Raw genomic sequence first — 17,444 nt, forward strand, 5'->3', positions numbered from 1 at the left:
TGTTGTTTATTATTAGAACCAAGGTTTTTTACCAACTTGGTAAGTATTATAAAATTCTTCGTCAGATTTTGTTAGGTAAATAATACCTTCTATTAAACCAATTATACCAGCAGCACCACAAGTAAGAACAGATGCTATTAATAATATAACACCTTCTTTATTGTAGCCTAATATAAATTTATGGATTCCGAGTCCACCAAATAATATTCCTAAAACACCAGCTAGTACTTTTTTATTTTCACTAGAAGTAACTTCATTAAAGGTTTCTTTGGCACCATCTGCAAACTCAGAAGCGGTTTCTTTGGCTTCTTCAGCGAATTCTGAAGCTTTTTCTTTAGCTTCTCCAGCTATTTTACCAGCTTTGTCGGCAGCTTTTTTTGCACCTTCTTTTGCGTCCCCTAACATATCGTTAAGGTCATCGCCTAAATTTTTTTCGTCAGACATGTAATTAATTGATTATTGATTATGGTTTAAAGTTAATAAAATAATTGGTTTATAAAAAAGCTTTATCTATTGGTTCCCATAACTCTATTTTATTACCATCGTTATCTAATATCCAACCAAATTTACCATAATCGTATTCTTCTATGTCTCCTACAACAGTTACACCTTCTTCTTTTAAAGTTGCAATTAATTCTTTTAAGTTTTCAACACGGTAATTAAACATAAAATCTTTTTTAGAAGGCTCATAGTACTTAGTGTCTTCTGCAAAAGGACTCCACTGTGTAGAGCAATCGTTGCCTTCTTTATCTTTCCACCAAAAGGTGCAGCCATAATCGTCTGTATTAAAACCTAAGTATTTTTTATACCATGCTTTAGTTTGTTTAGGGTCTTTGGTTTTAAAAAATAAACCCCCAATACCTGTGACTCTTTTTTTCATAAAAAATATTTTTTTTGATTCCTAAGGCGCTAGGGATCTCTTTTATTGTATGTTGTTTATAAAGCTTACTTCTTCTTTAAATTCGTTTCGTATATGTCTATCCATTCTTCCGGTGTCATCTTTGCTGTTAGTTCGCCAATTAATTCATAAGGAATTTCTTCTAGTTTTTTAAATCTAATACAGCTTTTTCCCATTTCTAGTTTACGTTTGCAATGCTTTGGGTATTCGCTAACAAACCAATCGTGAAGCTCTTGGTTTGCATAAATACCACTATGGTATAGATTCACTGAGTTTTTTTGTGAAGCAAAACTCATAAAAGGTAAAGGTGTCTTAGGATCACAATGGTAGCCATCTGGATATACTGCGTGTGGAACATAATAACCAATCATTCCGTATTGAATACCTTCTTCAAAACCTTTAGGAAGGTTGTCATTTATAACCTTTCGTAGTTTGTTTAAAGTATTTTTTCGTTCCTCTGGAACTTGACTTATATAGTCTTCTGGAGACGTTGCTTTGTATTGCATAGTGTTAAGTTTTATTTGCGCTGTAAAATTAATGCAGATATTAAAGATATAATTAATCCTATTAATACCACAGTTACAAACATTATAAATGCCATAAAACCAGATCCGCCATAGTCTTCCATTTGTTGTATTAAAACCGCTTTTTGAGTTTTATACTCTTCTGGAGTTAATGTACTTTCCATTGTTTTTAGTGTTGTCTCTAAGTATTCTTGGGCAAAATCAGGATTGATTAATGTTGTATAAGCATAATCTGCAATAGCAATTCCTAATCCTACAAAAGCCGAAATTAGAAGTCCAATAATAAATGCTTTTCCTATGCTTACAATACCATTGTTTACTTGATCTCTATAATGTTTTATTCCAAAAAAGATAAAGGATAGAGAAGCTATCATAGTGGTATAACCAACAATTTCTTGAGAAGAATAGCTCATACCTTTACCTAACCAAAGTGCTAATAAAAATAAAAGTATGGCTACTAATAAGCCATAAGTACCAAATTTAATTACTGTGTTTTTCATAAGTTGTTTTAGTTTAAAATTATGACCTAAAAGTAATTTAATAGCTAGTTTTTGGACTCATACTAAAGTACTAAAAGACTCATACTTTAGTCTAAATGTAGCAATTTTAAAGGATTTGAAGAGATTTTGCAATTAAAATAGCTTGGGTACGTCGCTTAGCATTTAATTTAACGAGTAGACTAGAGACATGTGTTTTTATAGTGCTTTCTGAAACAAATAATTTACTAGCGATTTCTTTATTAGACAACCCTTCTGAAATACTTTGAAGAACTTCGTATTCACGTTTACTAATTTCTAATTCTTCAATTTTTTTATAATCAATTTTTGGAGTGGTATCAATTTCTATTGTTTTATGTAAACTTTTTTTGTTGATATATATACCAACAAAAAAGAAAATAATAGCAATAATAGCTATCACTATTTCTATTTTTAAGTTATTAGATATTAAAGCATACTTGCTAAATTGAAAGAGTAGAAGCAAGGCTAAAATAAGTGTGCCAAAAACTAGAATCGTTTTTTTCATATTTAATATCCAGACAATCGAAAACTGTATTAAATTTTATTTTTTAAAATTAATAAAATTTAACTTTAATTTTATTTACAATAGTTTGTGCTAGTTTTTCTTTGCTTTCTATTGTCCAGCCTGCTACGTGCGGTGATAAAATAACATTTTTAGCCTCTATTAGATATTTAAAGGCTTCGGGCATATCGTTATTAGTAAATAGGTTTTCAAAAGACGATTTTTCGTATTCCAATACATCTAGTCCAGCTCCAAGAATTTTACCAGATTGTAAGGCCTGCATTAAATGAGAGGTTACTACACTTTTTCCTCTCGCCGTGTTAATTAACCAAAATGGTTTTTTAAACCCATGTATTAATGTATTGTTAACCATACCTATAGTTAAAGGAGTTTCTGGCGTGTGTAAGCTTAATACATCTGCTTGTTTTTGTAATTCTTGTAAAGACACTTGTGCTGCATTATTATCACCTACGTTAGGTTTTAAATCGTAGCATAACACTTTAACATCAAAACCTCTTAATTTTTTTGCAAAGGCTTTCCCCATATTACCATATCCAATTAAGCCCACTGTTTTACCATCTAACTCAATGCCACGATTATCTTCTCTTAACCATTGGCCTTGTCTTACTTCTTTGTCTGCTTTGTTTAGCTTGTTAAAAAGCGATAATAGCATAGCTAAGCTATGTTCTCCTACAGCGTTTCTGTTACCTTCTGGAGCAGCAATAAGTGTAATGCCTTTTTGTTCAGCATAATCGCAATCTATGTTTTCTAAACCTGCACCAACACGACCTATAAATTTTAGGCTAGTTGCTGCATCTATAAAATTGGCATCTATACTAAAACGACTTCTTATTATAAAACCATCATAATTATGAATGATTTTTAGAATGTCTTCTTTGGGTGCTGTATAGTTTTCATCATTTGTATACCCCAAATCGTTTAGCTGATTAATTAAGAGTGGGTGATTAGTATCTAGATGTAGAATTTTCATGGTTTTCTAGTGTATACTGGAATCTGTTAAATTGATATTTGATTTTAAATTGAAGGGTACACGGTTTGTGTTTTTTTATCTTTAACATTCCCTGTGTGTGCTGTCGTTAGTTTTTCAAATAATAATAGATGTACTTCTTCTTCGTTTTTTGTCATAGGATTATGTTCTACCCCTTTGGGTACCACAATTAGCTCCCCTGGTTTTACAATTTCTGTTCGGTCTCTAAATTGCATATATAAAGTACCTTTTACAACTTGAAATAATTCGTCTTCATGTTCGTGACTGTGCCAAACAAATTCACCCTGTATCTTGGCTAAAAGTACTTGCATATCGTCTACTGTTGCAATTCTGTGCGGGTGCCATTGTTTTGTAAACTCTGCGTGTTTGGCTTTTATATTGATTGCTTTCATAATCTAAAATGCTTTGAGAATGTTTAAATTTACGAAGTTTTGCGTTAAGGATGGAGCAGTCTGTTTGAGCTCTTTTTATTTTTTATAAAAAAGCGAGCTGCGAAATGGGTATAAAAAGAGAGTAAAGCCTGATCCTTAAGTAACGCTCTAGATATTAAGAATTAATTTTGCTATCCAGAAGTATATTAATATACCAAAAATATCATTACTTGTAGTGATAAAGGGACCCGTTGCTATAGCTGGGTCTATGCCTCTTTTGTCTAAAAATAATGGAATAAATGTGCCTATTAAACCAGCGACAATAATAACGACAACTAAAGAAACGGAAATAGCCAATGCTTTTAATAGTTCTGTAGTATAACCCCAAACAAATAAAAATAAAAATAAAGCCAGTATGCTACCGTTTAATGCTGCAAGTAGCATTTCTTTTATTAGACGATTATTAATGCTTCCTTTTACATCGTCGTTTGCCAAACCTTGTACTATGATGGCGCTAGATTGAACACCTACATTACCAGCCATAGCTGCAATTAATGGTGTGAAGAAAAATAACACTGCATATTTAGTAAATGATTCTTGAAAACCTTCCATAATTAGAAAAGCTCCTACTCCACCAACAAGCCCTAAAAATAACCAAGGTAGTCTTGCTCTTGTTAGTTCTAAAATGCTATCGCTAGCTTCTACATCTTGCGTAATACCTGCTGCTAATTGGTAATCTTTTTCGGCTTCTTCTTTTATAACATCTACAATGTCGTCTATAGTAATGCGTCCTAAAAGTACTTTGTTTTCATCTACTACTGGTATAGCTTCTAGGTCATACTTTTGCATGATTCTAGCGACTTCATCTATATCTTCGTCTACTTTTACATAATCTACTTTTGGTATGTATACTGTAGAAATATGTGCTCGAGGTGAAGCCATTAGTAGGTCTTTTAAAGAGAGACGACCTATAAGTTTTTCGTTTTCATCTACTACATAAATAGAGTGTACTCTAGTTACCTCTTCTGCTTGAGCACGCATTTCTTTAACGCATTGGGTAACGGTCCAATTTTCATTTACCCTTACTAACTCTTTTGCCATTAAGGCTCCGGCAGTGTCTTCAGAATAGGTGAGAAGTTCTTGTATTTCGGCCTTATGTTCTTCGTCTTCTATTTGAGAAATAACTGCTTCTTGTCGTTCTTCGGGAAGTTCGTTTATAATATCTGCTGCATCATCGGTATCTAGTTCCTCGATTTCTTCTGCAATCTCTTTAGCAGAAAGAGAGGATAATATTTTTTCACGATCGTCATCATCTAACTCCATCAGAATTTCTGATGTCTTTTCACTATCTAATAGCTTAATGATGTATGTGGCCTGGTTTATTTTTAATTCTCCGAGAATTTCGGCAATATCAGCGTGGTGCAAATCATTTAACAGTTCAAGAATTTCAGTATTATTTCTTGATTCTATTAATTGTTCTACGTTTTCTATAAGCGCTATGCTTATTTTAAACTGAATATTTTCGTTAGTCTCTTCCACCAAACTTTTGTTAGTATAGGGCTTAATCTGTTGATTCTTAATAAATAGAATTTTTGAAAAAGCGATTTTTAAATTATAATTTAATCGGCGTCTGGCATATCGTTTTCTATAAAACTGGTAAGTTCTATAAATTGGGATACGTTTAATTGCTCTGGACGTTTGCCAAATATAACATTTGCTTTTAAATTATCGCTTAGATTAAATGTTTTTAAACTGTTACGAAGTGTTTTTCTACGCTGCTGAAATGCTTGCTTTACAACTTTAAAAAATAACTTTTCATTACAAGGTAAGCTATAATCTTTTTTTCTAGTTAACCTTAGCACACCAGAATCTACTTTTGGTGGAGGATTAAACACGGTTGGTGGTACTGTAAATAAATATTCTGCATCGTAAAATGCTTGTGTTAATACAGATAAAATACCATAAACTTTACTGCCTTCTTTAGAGCAGATACGAGCAGCGACTTCTTTTTGAAACATGCCTGAGAATTCTGGAATTTGATCTCGTAATTCTAAGGTTTTAAATACTATTTGCGTAGAAATGTTATATGGAAAATTACCAATAATGGCGAAAGGCTCGCTGTTAAATGTTTTACTTAAGTCGTACTTTAAAAAATCTTGTTCTAATATTCTAGGTGCTAAATTGAGGTAATTGTTTTTTAAGTAGTCTACACTTTCGGTATCTATTTCAACAACGTAAGTGGTTACTGGTTTTTTTAATAGGTATTTTGTTAATACCCCCATTCCTGGCCCAATTTCCAAAACATTTTTATAGCCTTGTAATTGTAGCGAATCTGCAATTTGTTCTGCTATGGTTTCATCTTCTAAAAAATGTTGCCCTAAAAACTTTTTTGCTTTTACTTGATGATTATTAGGTTTTTGAGCCATAGTTAAATATTAAAAGAATGAAATGATAGAATTTTATAAAAGATAAGGTATTATTTAAAGTTTACAGTGTATTCGTCAATAATTTGTAATTCTGTTCTAAAGGCTAGCATCTTATCTGCAAAACGTTTTAATCCATCGGCCTTTAACTTATCTGCATCTTCTCTATAATAAGCATCTAAAGCTTCACGTGAGTACGAACGGTATTGAATAGAGTAAGTTTGTCCGCCCATTTCTTCTTCTACTAATACTTTGGTTAATTTTGCATCTTTAAACTTACCTGTGGCTAATACTTGCGGAATGTGCTCTTTTATCCATTTTAACCATTCGTCATGTGCGCTATCATCTATATTTACTGTAACATTATATATATACATCTTGAATTATGATTTTGTAGTATTATAAATTTGAAATTCTATACGTTAATAAAGTAAATCAATTTATTAATCCAATTTTTTTGCAAATAACAGAAGTTCTTCATCAGCATCAAAAGGAAATACAGTTTTTTCGTAGTTTAACCCTAATTTTTCCAATAGTGCTATGGAACCTTTATTGTTAGGTAATGTAATGGCTATTATACGTTTTAAGTTAAATTTATGTTTAGCTAGTTTTATAATTTCTAAAGAGGCTTCGTAACCAAACCCTTTTCTTTCGTATTCTGGAAGCATAGCAAAACCTATGTCTACATCGTCTAAGGTGTTACGTTTTATTAAACCACATGTGCCTATTGGTTTTAAGTTATTATCTTTTAAGAGTAGTTTGTAGAAACCAAAACCATTGTCTTTGTAGCTTTTAATATTGCCTTCTTTTAAAGCAGTTATAGCTTGGTCTAGTGTTTTTATATTTCTATCTCCTATATATTGTATCCAATGAGGTGTGTTTACTAGTTTTAAATAAAACGGAGCATCTTCTGTAGTAAATTTAGAAATAATAAGTCTCTTCGTTTCTGCTATTATCATCTTGTTTTAATTTATAGCATCACCTCTCAAGGCTCTAAATCTTTTACGAGATTCTACAAAGTAGATACTATCGGCATGGTTAAAAACTATAGTTTCGTATAATGCTTTTGCTTTTTCTGGTAAGGCCAATTTATTGGCATACAATTCGGCTAATGCAAATAATGCATCGTCTATAAGGATGCCTTTTTTGTAATTTTTAATTATAGCTTCGTAGTTGTCTTTTGCTTTTTCATATTCTTGCTTATCTTCAAATAACTGTCCTTGCTTTAAAAGTGCTTGCGGAATAATAGCTTCTGTTTTATGGTTCTTTAAAATAGTACTTAAAATAGTAATGGCTTCGTCCTTTCTGTTTTGAAAAGCTAACAAGTCTGCTTTGGCATAACTTTTTAAAGCTACTTGAAGTGAGTCGTCTAGTTTATTGTCTGAGATAAGCAGTTTTAAATCTAAGGCATCATTTGCTGTAAGTTGAGATGTTGAAGATTTTAATATTTTTAACTGCGATTCTGCCCACTTAAAATCACCTTTATAATAGCTTGTTTTTGCAACTTTAAAACGGGCTTCTTGAGATAAGGTGCTGTTTTTTAAACTTCGTTGTATTTGTGTGTAATAGATTAGAGCTTCATTAAACTTTTCTTCTAATACTAAAATATCACCGAGTTCTAGTTTTATTTTCGCAAGGTTAAATGTAGTAAGGTTTAGTTTTAAACTTTCTTTTAAAAAAGCAATAGCTTCTTTAGTTTTATTCTCGTTAAATGCTAAAAAGTGAGCGTAAGCAATTTGTATGTCTAAAGTATTAGAGAAACGACCAAATTCATTAATAGTATTTAGGTATTTATTATTAATATCTGGATAGTCTTTTTTAGAAGCTAGTTCTGTTTCAATTTTAAGTGTATTGTAATGAGCACTAATTTTCGTGTCTATGTCTTGAGTATTCTCTATAATAAACAAAAACATTTGCTTTGCTAAGTCGTACTTTTTATTAGTATAAGCTATTAGTGCTAATTCTTCAACACGGTCTAAAGAGGTTAGTTCTCTTTTATAGATTGCTTTTTCTTGTATAAATGCTTTTTTATAATCCTTTTGCTGAATAAACAACCAACTTAACATTTCGTTCCAGATGATGTTAGGGCTAGTCTGTATTTTTTTAAGTAGAATTTTTTTTAAGATAATATTATTTTCATTGGTGCCATTTTCACTAATAAAGGTACTAAACTCTCTTTTTATATTATTTAAATAAGAGGCATTAACTTCAGAGAAATTAACGTAGCTATTAAACATTTTTTCAATATCTCCTTGCTCTCCATAAATACGTGCCAATTGCATATTAAAATTAAGCTCTGGTTTTAAATCCATTGCTTTTTTATAAGTGGTAATAGCTTCATCTAGTAGAGAAAGGTTTTCAAAACGTCTACCTATTCCATAAGCATAATTGGCATTAGTTTCTATAGATTTAATAGCCTTATCATAGTTTAACTTGGCATTTATAGTATCTTTTTGTAAAGCATAGTTATAGCCTAACTCTATAATATATGGGCCATAAGCTCTTTTTGCTAATTGAGCTTCAATTAAACTTTGTGCTTCTGTATATTGCTCTAGTTGTTGGTGTATTTTTATTAATTGAATAATATAACTAGGATTATTTTTGTTTTTCTTTATAAGACTTTTATAAGATATTAATGCTTTTTCAAACTCTCCATTTTTAAAATACTCTCTTGCTACAATATCGTCTTGTGCAAACGTATTGAGACTAAACAAAAAAAGAAATAGTATTAAAAACCGCATATTTATTTACTTTCTGTAAATATAACAAAAGTAGTATGTAGATATTGTGAAATAAATGCAAAAACCTGAAATTAATCAGGTTTTGCTTATAGTGTTTAAAGGGTTTTTAAAATCGTTTAGTTGTTTACAATAGCTACATTGTTTTGCTTTGGGGTGTTTATTTTTTCAACATCAGATGAAAATACTTTAAAAGCAATAACAATTAACGTAGCTAACAAAAGTAGACGTTTAATGTTTTTCATGATTTGTTAGATTTGGGAAAAATAAATTTCATAATAAAATCTATTAAATCAAACAAAACATTGAAAAAATCGTCAAATAACGTTAAAAATTAACACTTAATCGATTAAAATAGAGAAAAGAGCTACTTTTATAAGCCTTAATTTATAATTTTAAACCCTGTATATGGTACTAATACTTCAGGTATTACTATGCCTTCTTCTGTTTGGCAGTTTTCTAAAATACCAGCTAAAACTCTAGGTAAAGCTAAAGCACTTCCATTTAAAGTGTGTGCTAATTCGTTTTTACCTTCACTATTTTTAAAACGTAACTTTAATCTATTGGCTTGAAAAGTTTCAAAATTAGATACAGAAGATATTTCCAGCCAACGGTCTTGTGCAGTAGAAAATAATTCAAAATCGTAAGTTAAAGCAGATGTAAAACCAAGGTCGCCTCCACATAAACGTAAAATACGATATGGTAATTTTAGTTCTCTTAAAATTTCTTTTACATGTGCTACCATACCATCTAATGCTTCATAAGATTTTGTAGGGTGTTCTACACGTAAAATTTCTACTTTATCAAATTGATGTAATCTATTTAATCCACGAACATGAGCGCCATAACTTCCCGCTTCTCTTCTAAAACAAGGCGTGTAACCAGTTATACCAACAGGTAAATCGCTTTCAGGTAATACTACATTTCTAAATATGTTTGTACCAGGAACTTCGGCTGTAGGAATTAAGTATAAGTTATCTCCAGTAACGTGGTACATTTGCCCTTCTTTATCTGGTAACTGTCCTGTTCCAAATCCAGAAGCCTCGTTTACTAAGTGAGGTAATTGGTATTCTGTATAGCCAGCAGCTGTATTTTTATCTAAAAAATAAGCTATTAAAGCACGCTGTAAACGGGCGCCTTTTCCTTTGTATACTGGGAAGCCGGCTCCTGTTATTTTGTTTCCTAGCTCAAAATCTATAATATCGTATTTCTTTGCCAATTCCCAATGTGGTAATGCACCATCATGTAATACAGGGATATCACCCTCTCTAAAGGTTTCTTCGTTATCCTCGTCTGTATTTCCTTTAGGAACAATTGCATTAGGAACATTAGGTATTTTATATAATAACTGATTTAAATCCTCGGCTTTTGTACTTAAGTTTTCTTTTAAAGTTTCTACAAGCTTCTTTAAATCTGTTGTTTTTGCTTTTAAAACAGTTGCTTTTTCTGCTTCACCAGATTTATACAACACACCAATTTCTTTGGATAACTTATTAGATTCCGCTAAAGTGTTATCTAATTCAGCTTGTAACGCGCGGCGTTCCTCATCAAAAAGAATAACATCGTTAATCATTTGTGTAGCATCAATATTTCGTTTTGCTAAACGCTCGATTACGAGATCCTTATTGTCTCTAATAAATGGTACTTGTAACATGATGTTTTGTTTGGGCGTTCCCTTACAGGTCAGACTTTACTCTTGTTTATTATCTTTTTATTTATGAATCGTGAATGTATTCATTTCGCAACTCGCTTTTTTATTTTTTTTTTGGAAAATAAAAAGATTTTATACATATTGCTCAATCCTTAACGCAAATTATAAATTTAATTTAAAAGCGTAAAAGTAGTAAGTTTTTAGATGCTAGGAAATAATTTGTAGGTCTATTTTGAAGGAAGTAACCATTCGCTATGAGCAAAAGGATTCCATTTAACACTCGCTATATCTGTTTTTTGGTTTACTAATTGCTTATAAGGCTTTCCATTTACACTTATTTTACAATTAACGTATACTGCAATGTCTTTACCTCTTGTTTTAAAATCTTGCTTTAAATGTTGAGCAAATTGCCATATTACATCTGGTTTTGAGCTAGCCATTCGTTTTTGTTTGGCCGATAAGTAATTGTCTAAATTTATAATTTTACTTTCTTTGGTAGCTTTATCTTCTACTGTATAAACGGCAACACCATGTTTAGCGCGTAGCATCATCCTCCATGACATTCTATGGCCTTCCTCTGTAAATAATACACTATCTTCAATAAAATGATGGCGGAGTGGCAATGCTATTTGAATAATAAAATAAATACAAAAAACGACTAACATAGGTCTCTTGTAAGAAGGAACTATAATCTCTGCTTTATCATAAAAAACTTTCTTTTTCAAGAATATATTTTTTATCGTTTTCGGTTCAAAAAAGAATAATGAAAATGCTAGAGATAAAAAAGGAAAAACACCAACTTGAAATACAATAGCATTAAATAAGTGGAAAAAAATAGAGGCGAAAAAAGCATACTTTCTAGTAGGTTTAAAAAGAAGCAACGGTATAATTAAACCATCAAACAATAAACCACCATAGCATATTAAATAGGGCATAAAATCATTTTGCAAAAAGCCTCCAATTATGGGGTAATTAGCTTTTCCTGCCATTAATATTTTTGGAAATGTTAAATCCATCCAATCTGGATACATTTTAGCAATTGAGGCGTAAGTATATAAAATGAATAATTGTACTACAAATACCCATTTACACCAACTAGGCATGGCATTGCGTTTTATGCTAGGATTTAGTTTAGCATCTATAGAGGCATACTTGTTTGCTGGGAGAAATACCATTATTGCACTTAATAATATAAGTAAATAGTAATGGTTATTATAAGATGCTTTTTGCATAAAATAAGTACAAGACCACATTATGGTAAACACAATCATACTCATTCTATATTTGTATCCTAACATAATGAGTAAGCCAAAACACCCCATTACACAATAATATACATACATCCAATCTCCTGGTAAAGGCTGTAACCATTCAAAACCAATAAAGGAAAAAGTGAATTCTGGGTCAATTAAAGTTCTTTTAATCCAACCAGTAAAAATAGCACCTACAGATTCTAAAAAACATAGTAACCCGAAAATAATCCTAAAGACTACAAGCGAGCTGTTATCTATATATTTGAATAAAAATTTATTTAACATTGTCTGTTATGTATCTTAAAGCATTTTCTTGATCTAAATATAATTGTTTTTTTAAAGCTTCTATAGATTCAAATTTTTCTTCGTCTCTTAACCGCTTTAAAATCTCAACTTGTAAGAGTGTTCCATAAAGGGAGGCGTTTAGGTCGAAAAAATGAATTTCTATAGTCTGTTTAATCCCATTTACTGTTGGGTTAGTCCCTATGTTCATCATGCCATAATAGGTTTTGTTTTGGTATATAGTTTTGGCTATATATACACCCTGCTTAGGAACTAATTTGTAAGATTCTTGTAATTGTAAATTGGCGGTAGGGAAATCAATAGTGCGCCCTAGGCCTTTACCTTTTACAACTTCTCCAGTTAATATAAAGTTATAGCCTAAATAGGCGTTAGCAGTTTCAATATCGCCTAGTTCTAGAGCATTTCTAATTTTTGTAGAACTTACAGCGACATCATTAATATCTTGCGCCGTTATTTCTTCAACTTTAAAATCATAAACCTCACCAAAAGCTTTCAAATCTTCAATATTTGCTGCCCTATTTCTGCCAAAATGATGGTCGTACCCAATAATAATATATTTTGCTTTAAGCTCTTTAACTAATATATTTTCAACAAATTCTTTAGCTGTTAACCTTGAGAACTCTTGAGTGAATTTTTTAATAATTAAAGACGCTACACCGTAATTAGCTAAGATGTCTTTTTTTTCATCTATAGTATTAATAAGTTTAATGTTGGCATCTTTTTGTAAAACCATTCTTGGGTGAGGAAAAAAAGTAAGAATAGTAGGTTCTAAACTTTTTTCCTTACCAACGGTAACCAAGCGTTGTATTATTTTCTGATGTCCAATATGGACACCATCAAAAGTGCCTATGGTAATTACTGTTTGCTTTTCTGATTTAGGTGTAGATCTCAAAAATGAAAATAATTTATAATACAAAAATAGAAAAGCAATTGGAATAACATTAAGAGCTTCCAATATTATTAACTAATGCTTCTAAGTTTATTAAGTAATATCCTATTAAATCGATAGATTTATTTATTGGTGTTAATATTTAGTTTATTGCATTATTTAACGTTTAATGGTGTTAAAAACAAGGTATTAAATTTGTTTTTATGATGAAAAAAAGAAAATAAGTGTTAAATTTGAGTGAATTAAAAAATCTTCATTCATGAGAACAAAATTACATTACGTATTTGTTTTGATACTATCATTGTGTGTAGGAGTAGTTTCTGCACAACAAAGCGTATGGTCATCAAGTACATTTAGAGATGGGACACAAGGTGTGTCTATGAAAAAATTAGATAAGGAAAATTATAGTATTTTTCAATTAAATATCGAAGGATTTAAAGAGCAATTAGTTGGTGCGCCTTTAAGAAGTGCTTCTAATGGAAAATCTAATACTATAATTACTTTTCCTAGTATAAATGGAAAAACAGCTCAATATCGAGTAGTTGAGACATCGATATTTTCTGACCCAGAATATGCTGCTATTGCACATCCAAATATTAAAACATATTTAGGATCTAGTGTAGATGGTAAAGGAACTAGAGTAAGATTCAGTGTTACACCACTAGGTTTAAATGCTATGATTTCTACACCTGGAGAAGAAACTGTGTTTATTCAACCAGCAACTAAAGTATCTAACGGACAGTATTTAGTTTACAATAGAAATGCTAGACCAGACTATTCAGAAGACTTTGAGTGTTCTACAATAGGAGAGATGGTTAAAAAAGAAGCAATGACGTTAACTAGTAGAGATGCTAATGATCAATTATTAAGAACCTTTAGAATTGCGGTATCAACAACTTCAGAATATACAGCTTTCTGGGATGATGGTAATGCTGGAAATGGTGATGCACAACAAGATGCTTTAGCTCAAATGATTTCTACATTAAACAGAAACAACGAGGTCTTTGAAGTAGATATGGCTATTACATTTGTTTTAGTTGATACTGCAGACGACCCTGCGTTAGATTTAATTTACTCTGGAACAGATCCTTATGGAGGGAACTTAAATGGGGATTTGCAAACAAATCTAACAGCTACAGTTGGAGAAGCAGATTACGATATAGGACACTTATTACATAATGATGCTAATAATGGTAATGCAGGATGTATTGGTTGTGTGTGTACAAATGGAAAGGGAAGTGGATTCTCTTCTCACCAATTTGTAGATAATGATGGCGGACCATATATGGCAGATTTTTTCGATATCGATTATGTGCCACATGAAATAGGACACCAAATGGGAGCAAACCACACATGGTCATTCAACTCTGAAGGAACAGGTGTAAATGCAGAACCAGGAAGTGGTACAACCATAATGGGATATGCTGGTATTACTGGAGGAAGTGATGTACAAGATCATAGTGATCCTTATTTCCACTACCATAGTATCGATCAAATTCTTAATAACGTAACAACAGGGGCAAATACTTGTGCAGTTACTACTGCTATTACAAATGCACCACCAGTTGCAGATGCGGGAAGCGATTATACAATTCCTATGGGAACGGCTTTTATTCTTAAAGGAGCAGCAACAGATCCTGATGGAGGTGATGTTTTAACTTATACATGGGAACAAGTAGATGATGGTGTAGTGCCAAATACATCTTTTGGACCAACAAACACTAGTGGAGCGATGTTTAGATCTCGTCCACCAAGTACAAACCCTAATAGATATATGCCTATATTAAGTCGTGTATTAAATGGACAGCTTACTGAAACTAACCCAGTAGAGACTGTAGCTAATACATCTTGGGAAACTGTTTCTACTGTAGGTAGAGATTTAAATTTTGCTTTAACAGTTAGAGATAGATCTGAAGCTAATGGGGTTGGACAAATGCCTCAAACAGATTTTGATGAAATGGTAGTAACAGTAGATGGAGCATCTGGTCCATTTGCGGTTACATCACAAACAACAAATGTAAGTTGGGATGCTGGTTCAACACAGACTGTAACTTGGGATGTTGCAGGAACTGATGGTGGAGCTGTAAATACACCAACGGTAAATATTTTATTATCTACAGATGGAGGTTTAACATTTCCATTTACAATGGCATCTAATGTGCCAAACGACGGGACTCACGATGTTACTGTACCAGTAACAGGAGGAGATACTACTATGGCAAGAGTAATAGTTGAAGGTAATAATAATATATTCTATGCAGTAAATTCAACGAATTTTACGATACAAGAATCTGAGTTTGTAATTTCTGTAGCTAACCCAGTTATAGATATATGTACACCAGATGATGCTGTTTACAATTGTACTTATAATACATTCTTAGGATTTTCAGATACAACAAACTTCTCTGTTACAGGTTTACCTGCAGGAGCAAATGCTGTAATTAACCCTACATCTGCTACAGCAGATGGTACAACTTTTACTGTTACTGTATCTGGAACAGGCGCTTTAGCAACAGGTAGTTATCCTTTTGCAATAACAGGAGTTTCTGGAGCTATTACTAAAAATGTAGATGTTACATTAAATGTATTTAATGGTACAATTAGTGCAACAACACTAACGGCACCAGCAGATGGAGCAGTAGATGTTCCTGCTGATGGAAACTTAACATGGAATGCAGATGTTAATGCTCAAAATTACTTAGTTGAGGTGGCGTCAGATAGTGGATTTGCAACTATAGTAGAGTCTGCCACAGTACAAACTACATCTTACACAACAACAGCTTTAGCTGCAAATACTCAATACTATTGGAGAGTAACTGCATCTAACCAATGTGCTACAGCAGCTGCATCTGCTACATATAGCTTTACAACTGCTAATTTAACTTGTGGAAACTATGTAGATAATGTGTCTCAAGTAATCTCTGCTTCTGGAGCAGGAAATACAATTACATCTACTGTAAACGTAGGTGCAGATTTCCCTATTACAGATGTTAATGTTACTATAAATATAGATCATTCATGGGCAGCCGATTTAGATATTACACTAACTAGTCCAGCAGGAACAGTTATAGAATTAACTTCAGATAACGGAGGTAGTGGTGATAACTATACAAATACTGTTTTCGATCAAGAAGGAACAGATGGGCCTATTACAGGAGGAACGGCTCCTTTTACGGGAAGTTATGTGCCAGAGGGAGATTTATCTACCTTATATGGAGAGAACTCTGGTGGAGATTGGGTTTTAACAGTTGTTGATGATGCCAATCAAGATGGAGGAACATTTAATAGCTTCGATTTATACTTATGTGTACAAGGATCTTTATCTGTAGAGGAGTTTAATAATGAACTTACAGGTTTATTTGTATTCCCTAACCCAAATAACGGAACGTTTAATGTTAAATTAAATACATCATCTACTAATGATATTAGTATGACTGTATATGACATAAGCGGTAGACGTGTTTTTGATAAGAGATACGAAAGCAGCCCTACATTTAATGAAACAGTAAACTTAAATAACGTACAAGCTGGTATGTATATTTTAGAGGTTTCTGATGGTGTTAAAAAACAAAGTAAAAAGATTATTGTTAACTAAAACTAGTTACTCAATACTTATAAAAAAAGGAAGCCTATTGGCTTCCTTTTTTGCTTTTCTATGAAAAAAATGTCTAAATACATTACTAGAAGCATACTATTTGCCGTTATAAGCATTCATAGTATTACTAACACCAGCCAAAACAAAAGATTTAATGATTTCAATGCTTTTTTCTAACCTTTCTGGTAGCTTTTCCTGTTCTTCTTCTGTCCATTCACCTAATACGTAATCAACTTGTCTTCCTTTGCTAAAAGCATCGCTTATGCCAAATCTGTAACGGTTATATTTTGTCGTGTTTAAGGCATTTTGAGTGTCTTTTAAGCCGTTGTGCCCGCCATCGCTACCTTTAGTTTTAATGCGTAGACTTCCAAAGGGCAAATTAAGGTCGTCTGTAATAACTAATAAGTTTTCTAAGGGGATTTTTTCTTTAGTTAACCAATATAAAATGGCTTTCCCACTTAGGTTCATAAAAGTATTGGGTTTTAAAAATATAAAAGTTCGACCTTTTAACTTATAGGTTGCTATATCTCCTAGTTTTTGAGTCTCAAAGGTTAAGTCTTCTTTTTTAGCAAAAAAATCTAGTATTTTAAAGCCAATATTATGACGTGTGTTTTCGTATTTAGGACCAATATTTCCTAAACCTACAATAAGAAATTTTTTCATAGGGTCTTGTTCTTCAATAGTAAATGTAGCTTTACTATTTATAAAAATATTAATAAGCTTTTTAAGCATAGAAATAATAATAATTAAGGACTCAAAAATAAAAAAGC

The 17,444-nt window shown here is 31.9% G+C and carries 18 protein-coding genes; 1 reads left to right on the plus strand and 17 read right to left on the minus strand.

Features of this window, described 5'->3' with window-relative positions:
* Window positions 1-12: 12 nt before the first annotated feature.
* From ACVC08_RS06730 to ACVC08_RS06805, 16 genes are all read right to left on the minus strand, one after another.
* Window positions 13-444 carry a TM2 domain-containing protein gene (locus tag ACVC08_RS06730; RefSeq protein ID WP_452601486.1) on the minus strand — a complete coding sequence of 144 codons (432 nt, stop codon included), beginning with the start codon at window positions 442-444 and terminating at the stop codon, window positions 13-15.
* Between the two features lie 49 nt (window positions 445-493).
* On the minus strand, window positions 494-880 hold the full coding sequence (locus ACVC08_RS06735; RefSeq protein WP_452601487.1) for a VOC family protein: 387 nt from the start codon (window positions 878-880) through the stop codon (window positions 494-496).
* Between the two features lie 65 nt (window positions 881-945).
* Window positions 946-1,404, minus strand: a complete 459-nt coding sequence (locus ACVC08_RS06740; protein ID WP_452601488.1) for a DUF1801 domain-containing protein — start codon at window positions 1,402-1,404, stop codon at window positions 946-948.
* An 11-nt stretch (window positions 1,405-1,415) separates the two neighbouring features.
* Window positions 1,416-1,922: a DUF4199 domain-containing protein gene (locus tag ACVC08_RS06745; RefSeq protein WP_452601489.1), complete on the minus strand. Its 507-nt coding sequence runs from the start codon at window positions 1,920-1,922 to the stop codon at window positions 1,416-1,418.
* A 106-nt stretch (window positions 1,923-2,028) separates the two neighbouring features.
* A complete protein-coding gene (locus tag ACVC08_RS06750; protein ID WP_452599475.1) occupies window positions 2,029-2,445 on the minus strand; it encodes a response regulator transcription factor in 417 nt (138 codons plus the stop codon).
* A 49-nt stretch (window positions 2,446-2,494) separates the two neighbouring features.
* Window positions 2,495-3,433: a 2-hydroxyacid dehydrogenase gene (locus ACVC08_RS06755; RefSeq protein WP_452601490.1), complete on the minus strand. Its 939-nt coding sequence runs from the start codon at window positions 3,431-3,433 to the stop codon at window positions 2,495-2,497.
* Window positions 3,434-3,477: 44 nt separating this feature from the next.
* Window positions 3,478-3,843 (minus strand): cupin domain-containing protein, encoded by a 366-nt coding sequence (locus ACVC08_RS06760; protein WP_452599473.1) that lies wholly within the window; start codon window positions 3,841-3,843, stop codon window positions 3,478-3,480.
* Window positions 3,844-3,990: 147 nt separating this feature from the next.
* On the minus strand, window positions 3,991-5,361 hold the full coding sequence (mgtE, locus tag ACVC08_RS06765; RefSeq protein WP_452599472.1) for a magnesium transporter: 1,371 nt from the start codon (window positions 5,359-5,361) through the stop codon (window positions 3,991-3,993).
* An 80-nt stretch (window positions 5,362-5,441) separates the two neighbouring features.
* Window positions 5,442-6,248 carry a 16S rRNA (adenine(1518)-N(6)/adenine(1519)-N(6))-dimethyltransferase RsmA gene (gene rsmA, locus ACVC08_RS06770; protein ID WP_452599471.1) on the minus strand — a complete coding sequence of 269 codons (807 nt, stop codon included), beginning with the start codon at window positions 6,246-6,248 and terminating at the stop codon, window positions 5,442-5,444.
* Window positions 6,249-6,298: 50 nt separating this feature from the next.
* Window positions 6,299-6,622, minus strand: a complete 324-nt coding sequence (locus ACVC08_RS06775) for a DUF4286 family protein (RefSeq protein ID WP_452599470.1) — start codon at window positions 6,620-6,622, stop codon at window positions 6,299-6,301.
* A 66-nt stretch (window positions 6,623-6,688) separates the two neighbouring features.
* Window positions 6,689-7,204: a GNAT family N-acetyltransferase gene (locus tag ACVC08_RS06780; RefSeq protein ID WP_452599469.1), complete on the minus strand. Its 516-nt coding sequence runs from the start codon at window positions 7,202-7,204 to the stop codon at window positions 6,689-6,691.
* Window positions 7,205-7,210: 6 nt separating this feature from the next.
* Complete coding sequence (locus tag ACVC08_RS06785; protein WP_452601491.1) at window positions 7,211-8,959, minus strand: tetratricopeptide repeat protein; 1,749 nt, start codon at window positions 8,957-8,959, stop codon at window positions 7,211-7,213.
* Window positions 8,960-9,102: 143 nt separating this feature from the next.
* Entirely contained in the window at window positions 9,103-9,228 is a 126-nt protein-coding gene (locus tag ACVC08_RS06790; protein WP_452599467.1) for a hypothetical protein, read from the minus strand.
* Window positions 9,229-9,365: 137 nt separating this feature from the next.
* Window positions 9,366-10,637 carry a serine--tRNA ligase gene (gene serS / locus ACVC08_RS06795; RefSeq protein WP_452601492.1) on the minus strand — a complete coding sequence of 424 codons (1,272 nt, stop codon included), beginning with the start codon at window positions 10,635-10,637 and terminating at the stop codon, window positions 9,366-9,368.
* Window positions 10,638-10,861: 224 nt separating this feature from the next.
* On the minus strand, window positions 10,862-12,172 hold the full coding sequence (locus ACVC08_RS06800; RefSeq protein WP_452601493.1) for an HTTM domain-containing protein: 1,311 nt from the start codon (window positions 12,170-12,172) through the stop codon (window positions 10,862-10,864).
* Complete coding sequence (locus ACVC08_RS06805; protein ID WP_452601494.1) at window positions 12,162-13,082, minus strand: bifunctional riboflavin kinase/FAD synthetase; 921 nt, start codon at window positions 13,080-13,082, stop codon at window positions 12,162-12,164. Before ACVC08_RS06805 ends, ACVC08_RS06800 begins: the two co-directional genes overlap by 11 nt.
* Before the next feature lie 256 nt (window positions 13,083-13,338).
* Here ACVC08_RS06805 and ACVC08_RS06810 point away from each other — a divergent pair, with 256 nt between their 5' ends.
* A complete protein-coding gene (locus tag ACVC08_RS06810) occupies window positions 13,339-16,674 on the plus strand; it encodes a zinc-dependent metalloprotease (protein ID WP_452601495.1) in 3,336 nt (1,111 codons plus the stop codon).
* Between the two features lie 96 nt (window positions 16,675-16,770).
* On the opposite strand, the gene pth is transcribed toward ACVC08_RS06810, so the two are convergent.
* On the minus strand, window positions 16,771-17,337 hold the full coding sequence (gene pth / locus ACVC08_RS06815; protein ID WP_452599479.1) for an aminoacyl-tRNA hydrolase: 567 nt from the start codon (window positions 17,335-17,337) through the stop codon (window positions 16,771-16,773).
* Between the last annotated feature and the right edge of the window lie 107 nt (window positions 17,338-17,444).

Source organism: Pontimicrobium sp. MEBiC06410 (genome assembly GCF_053601615.1).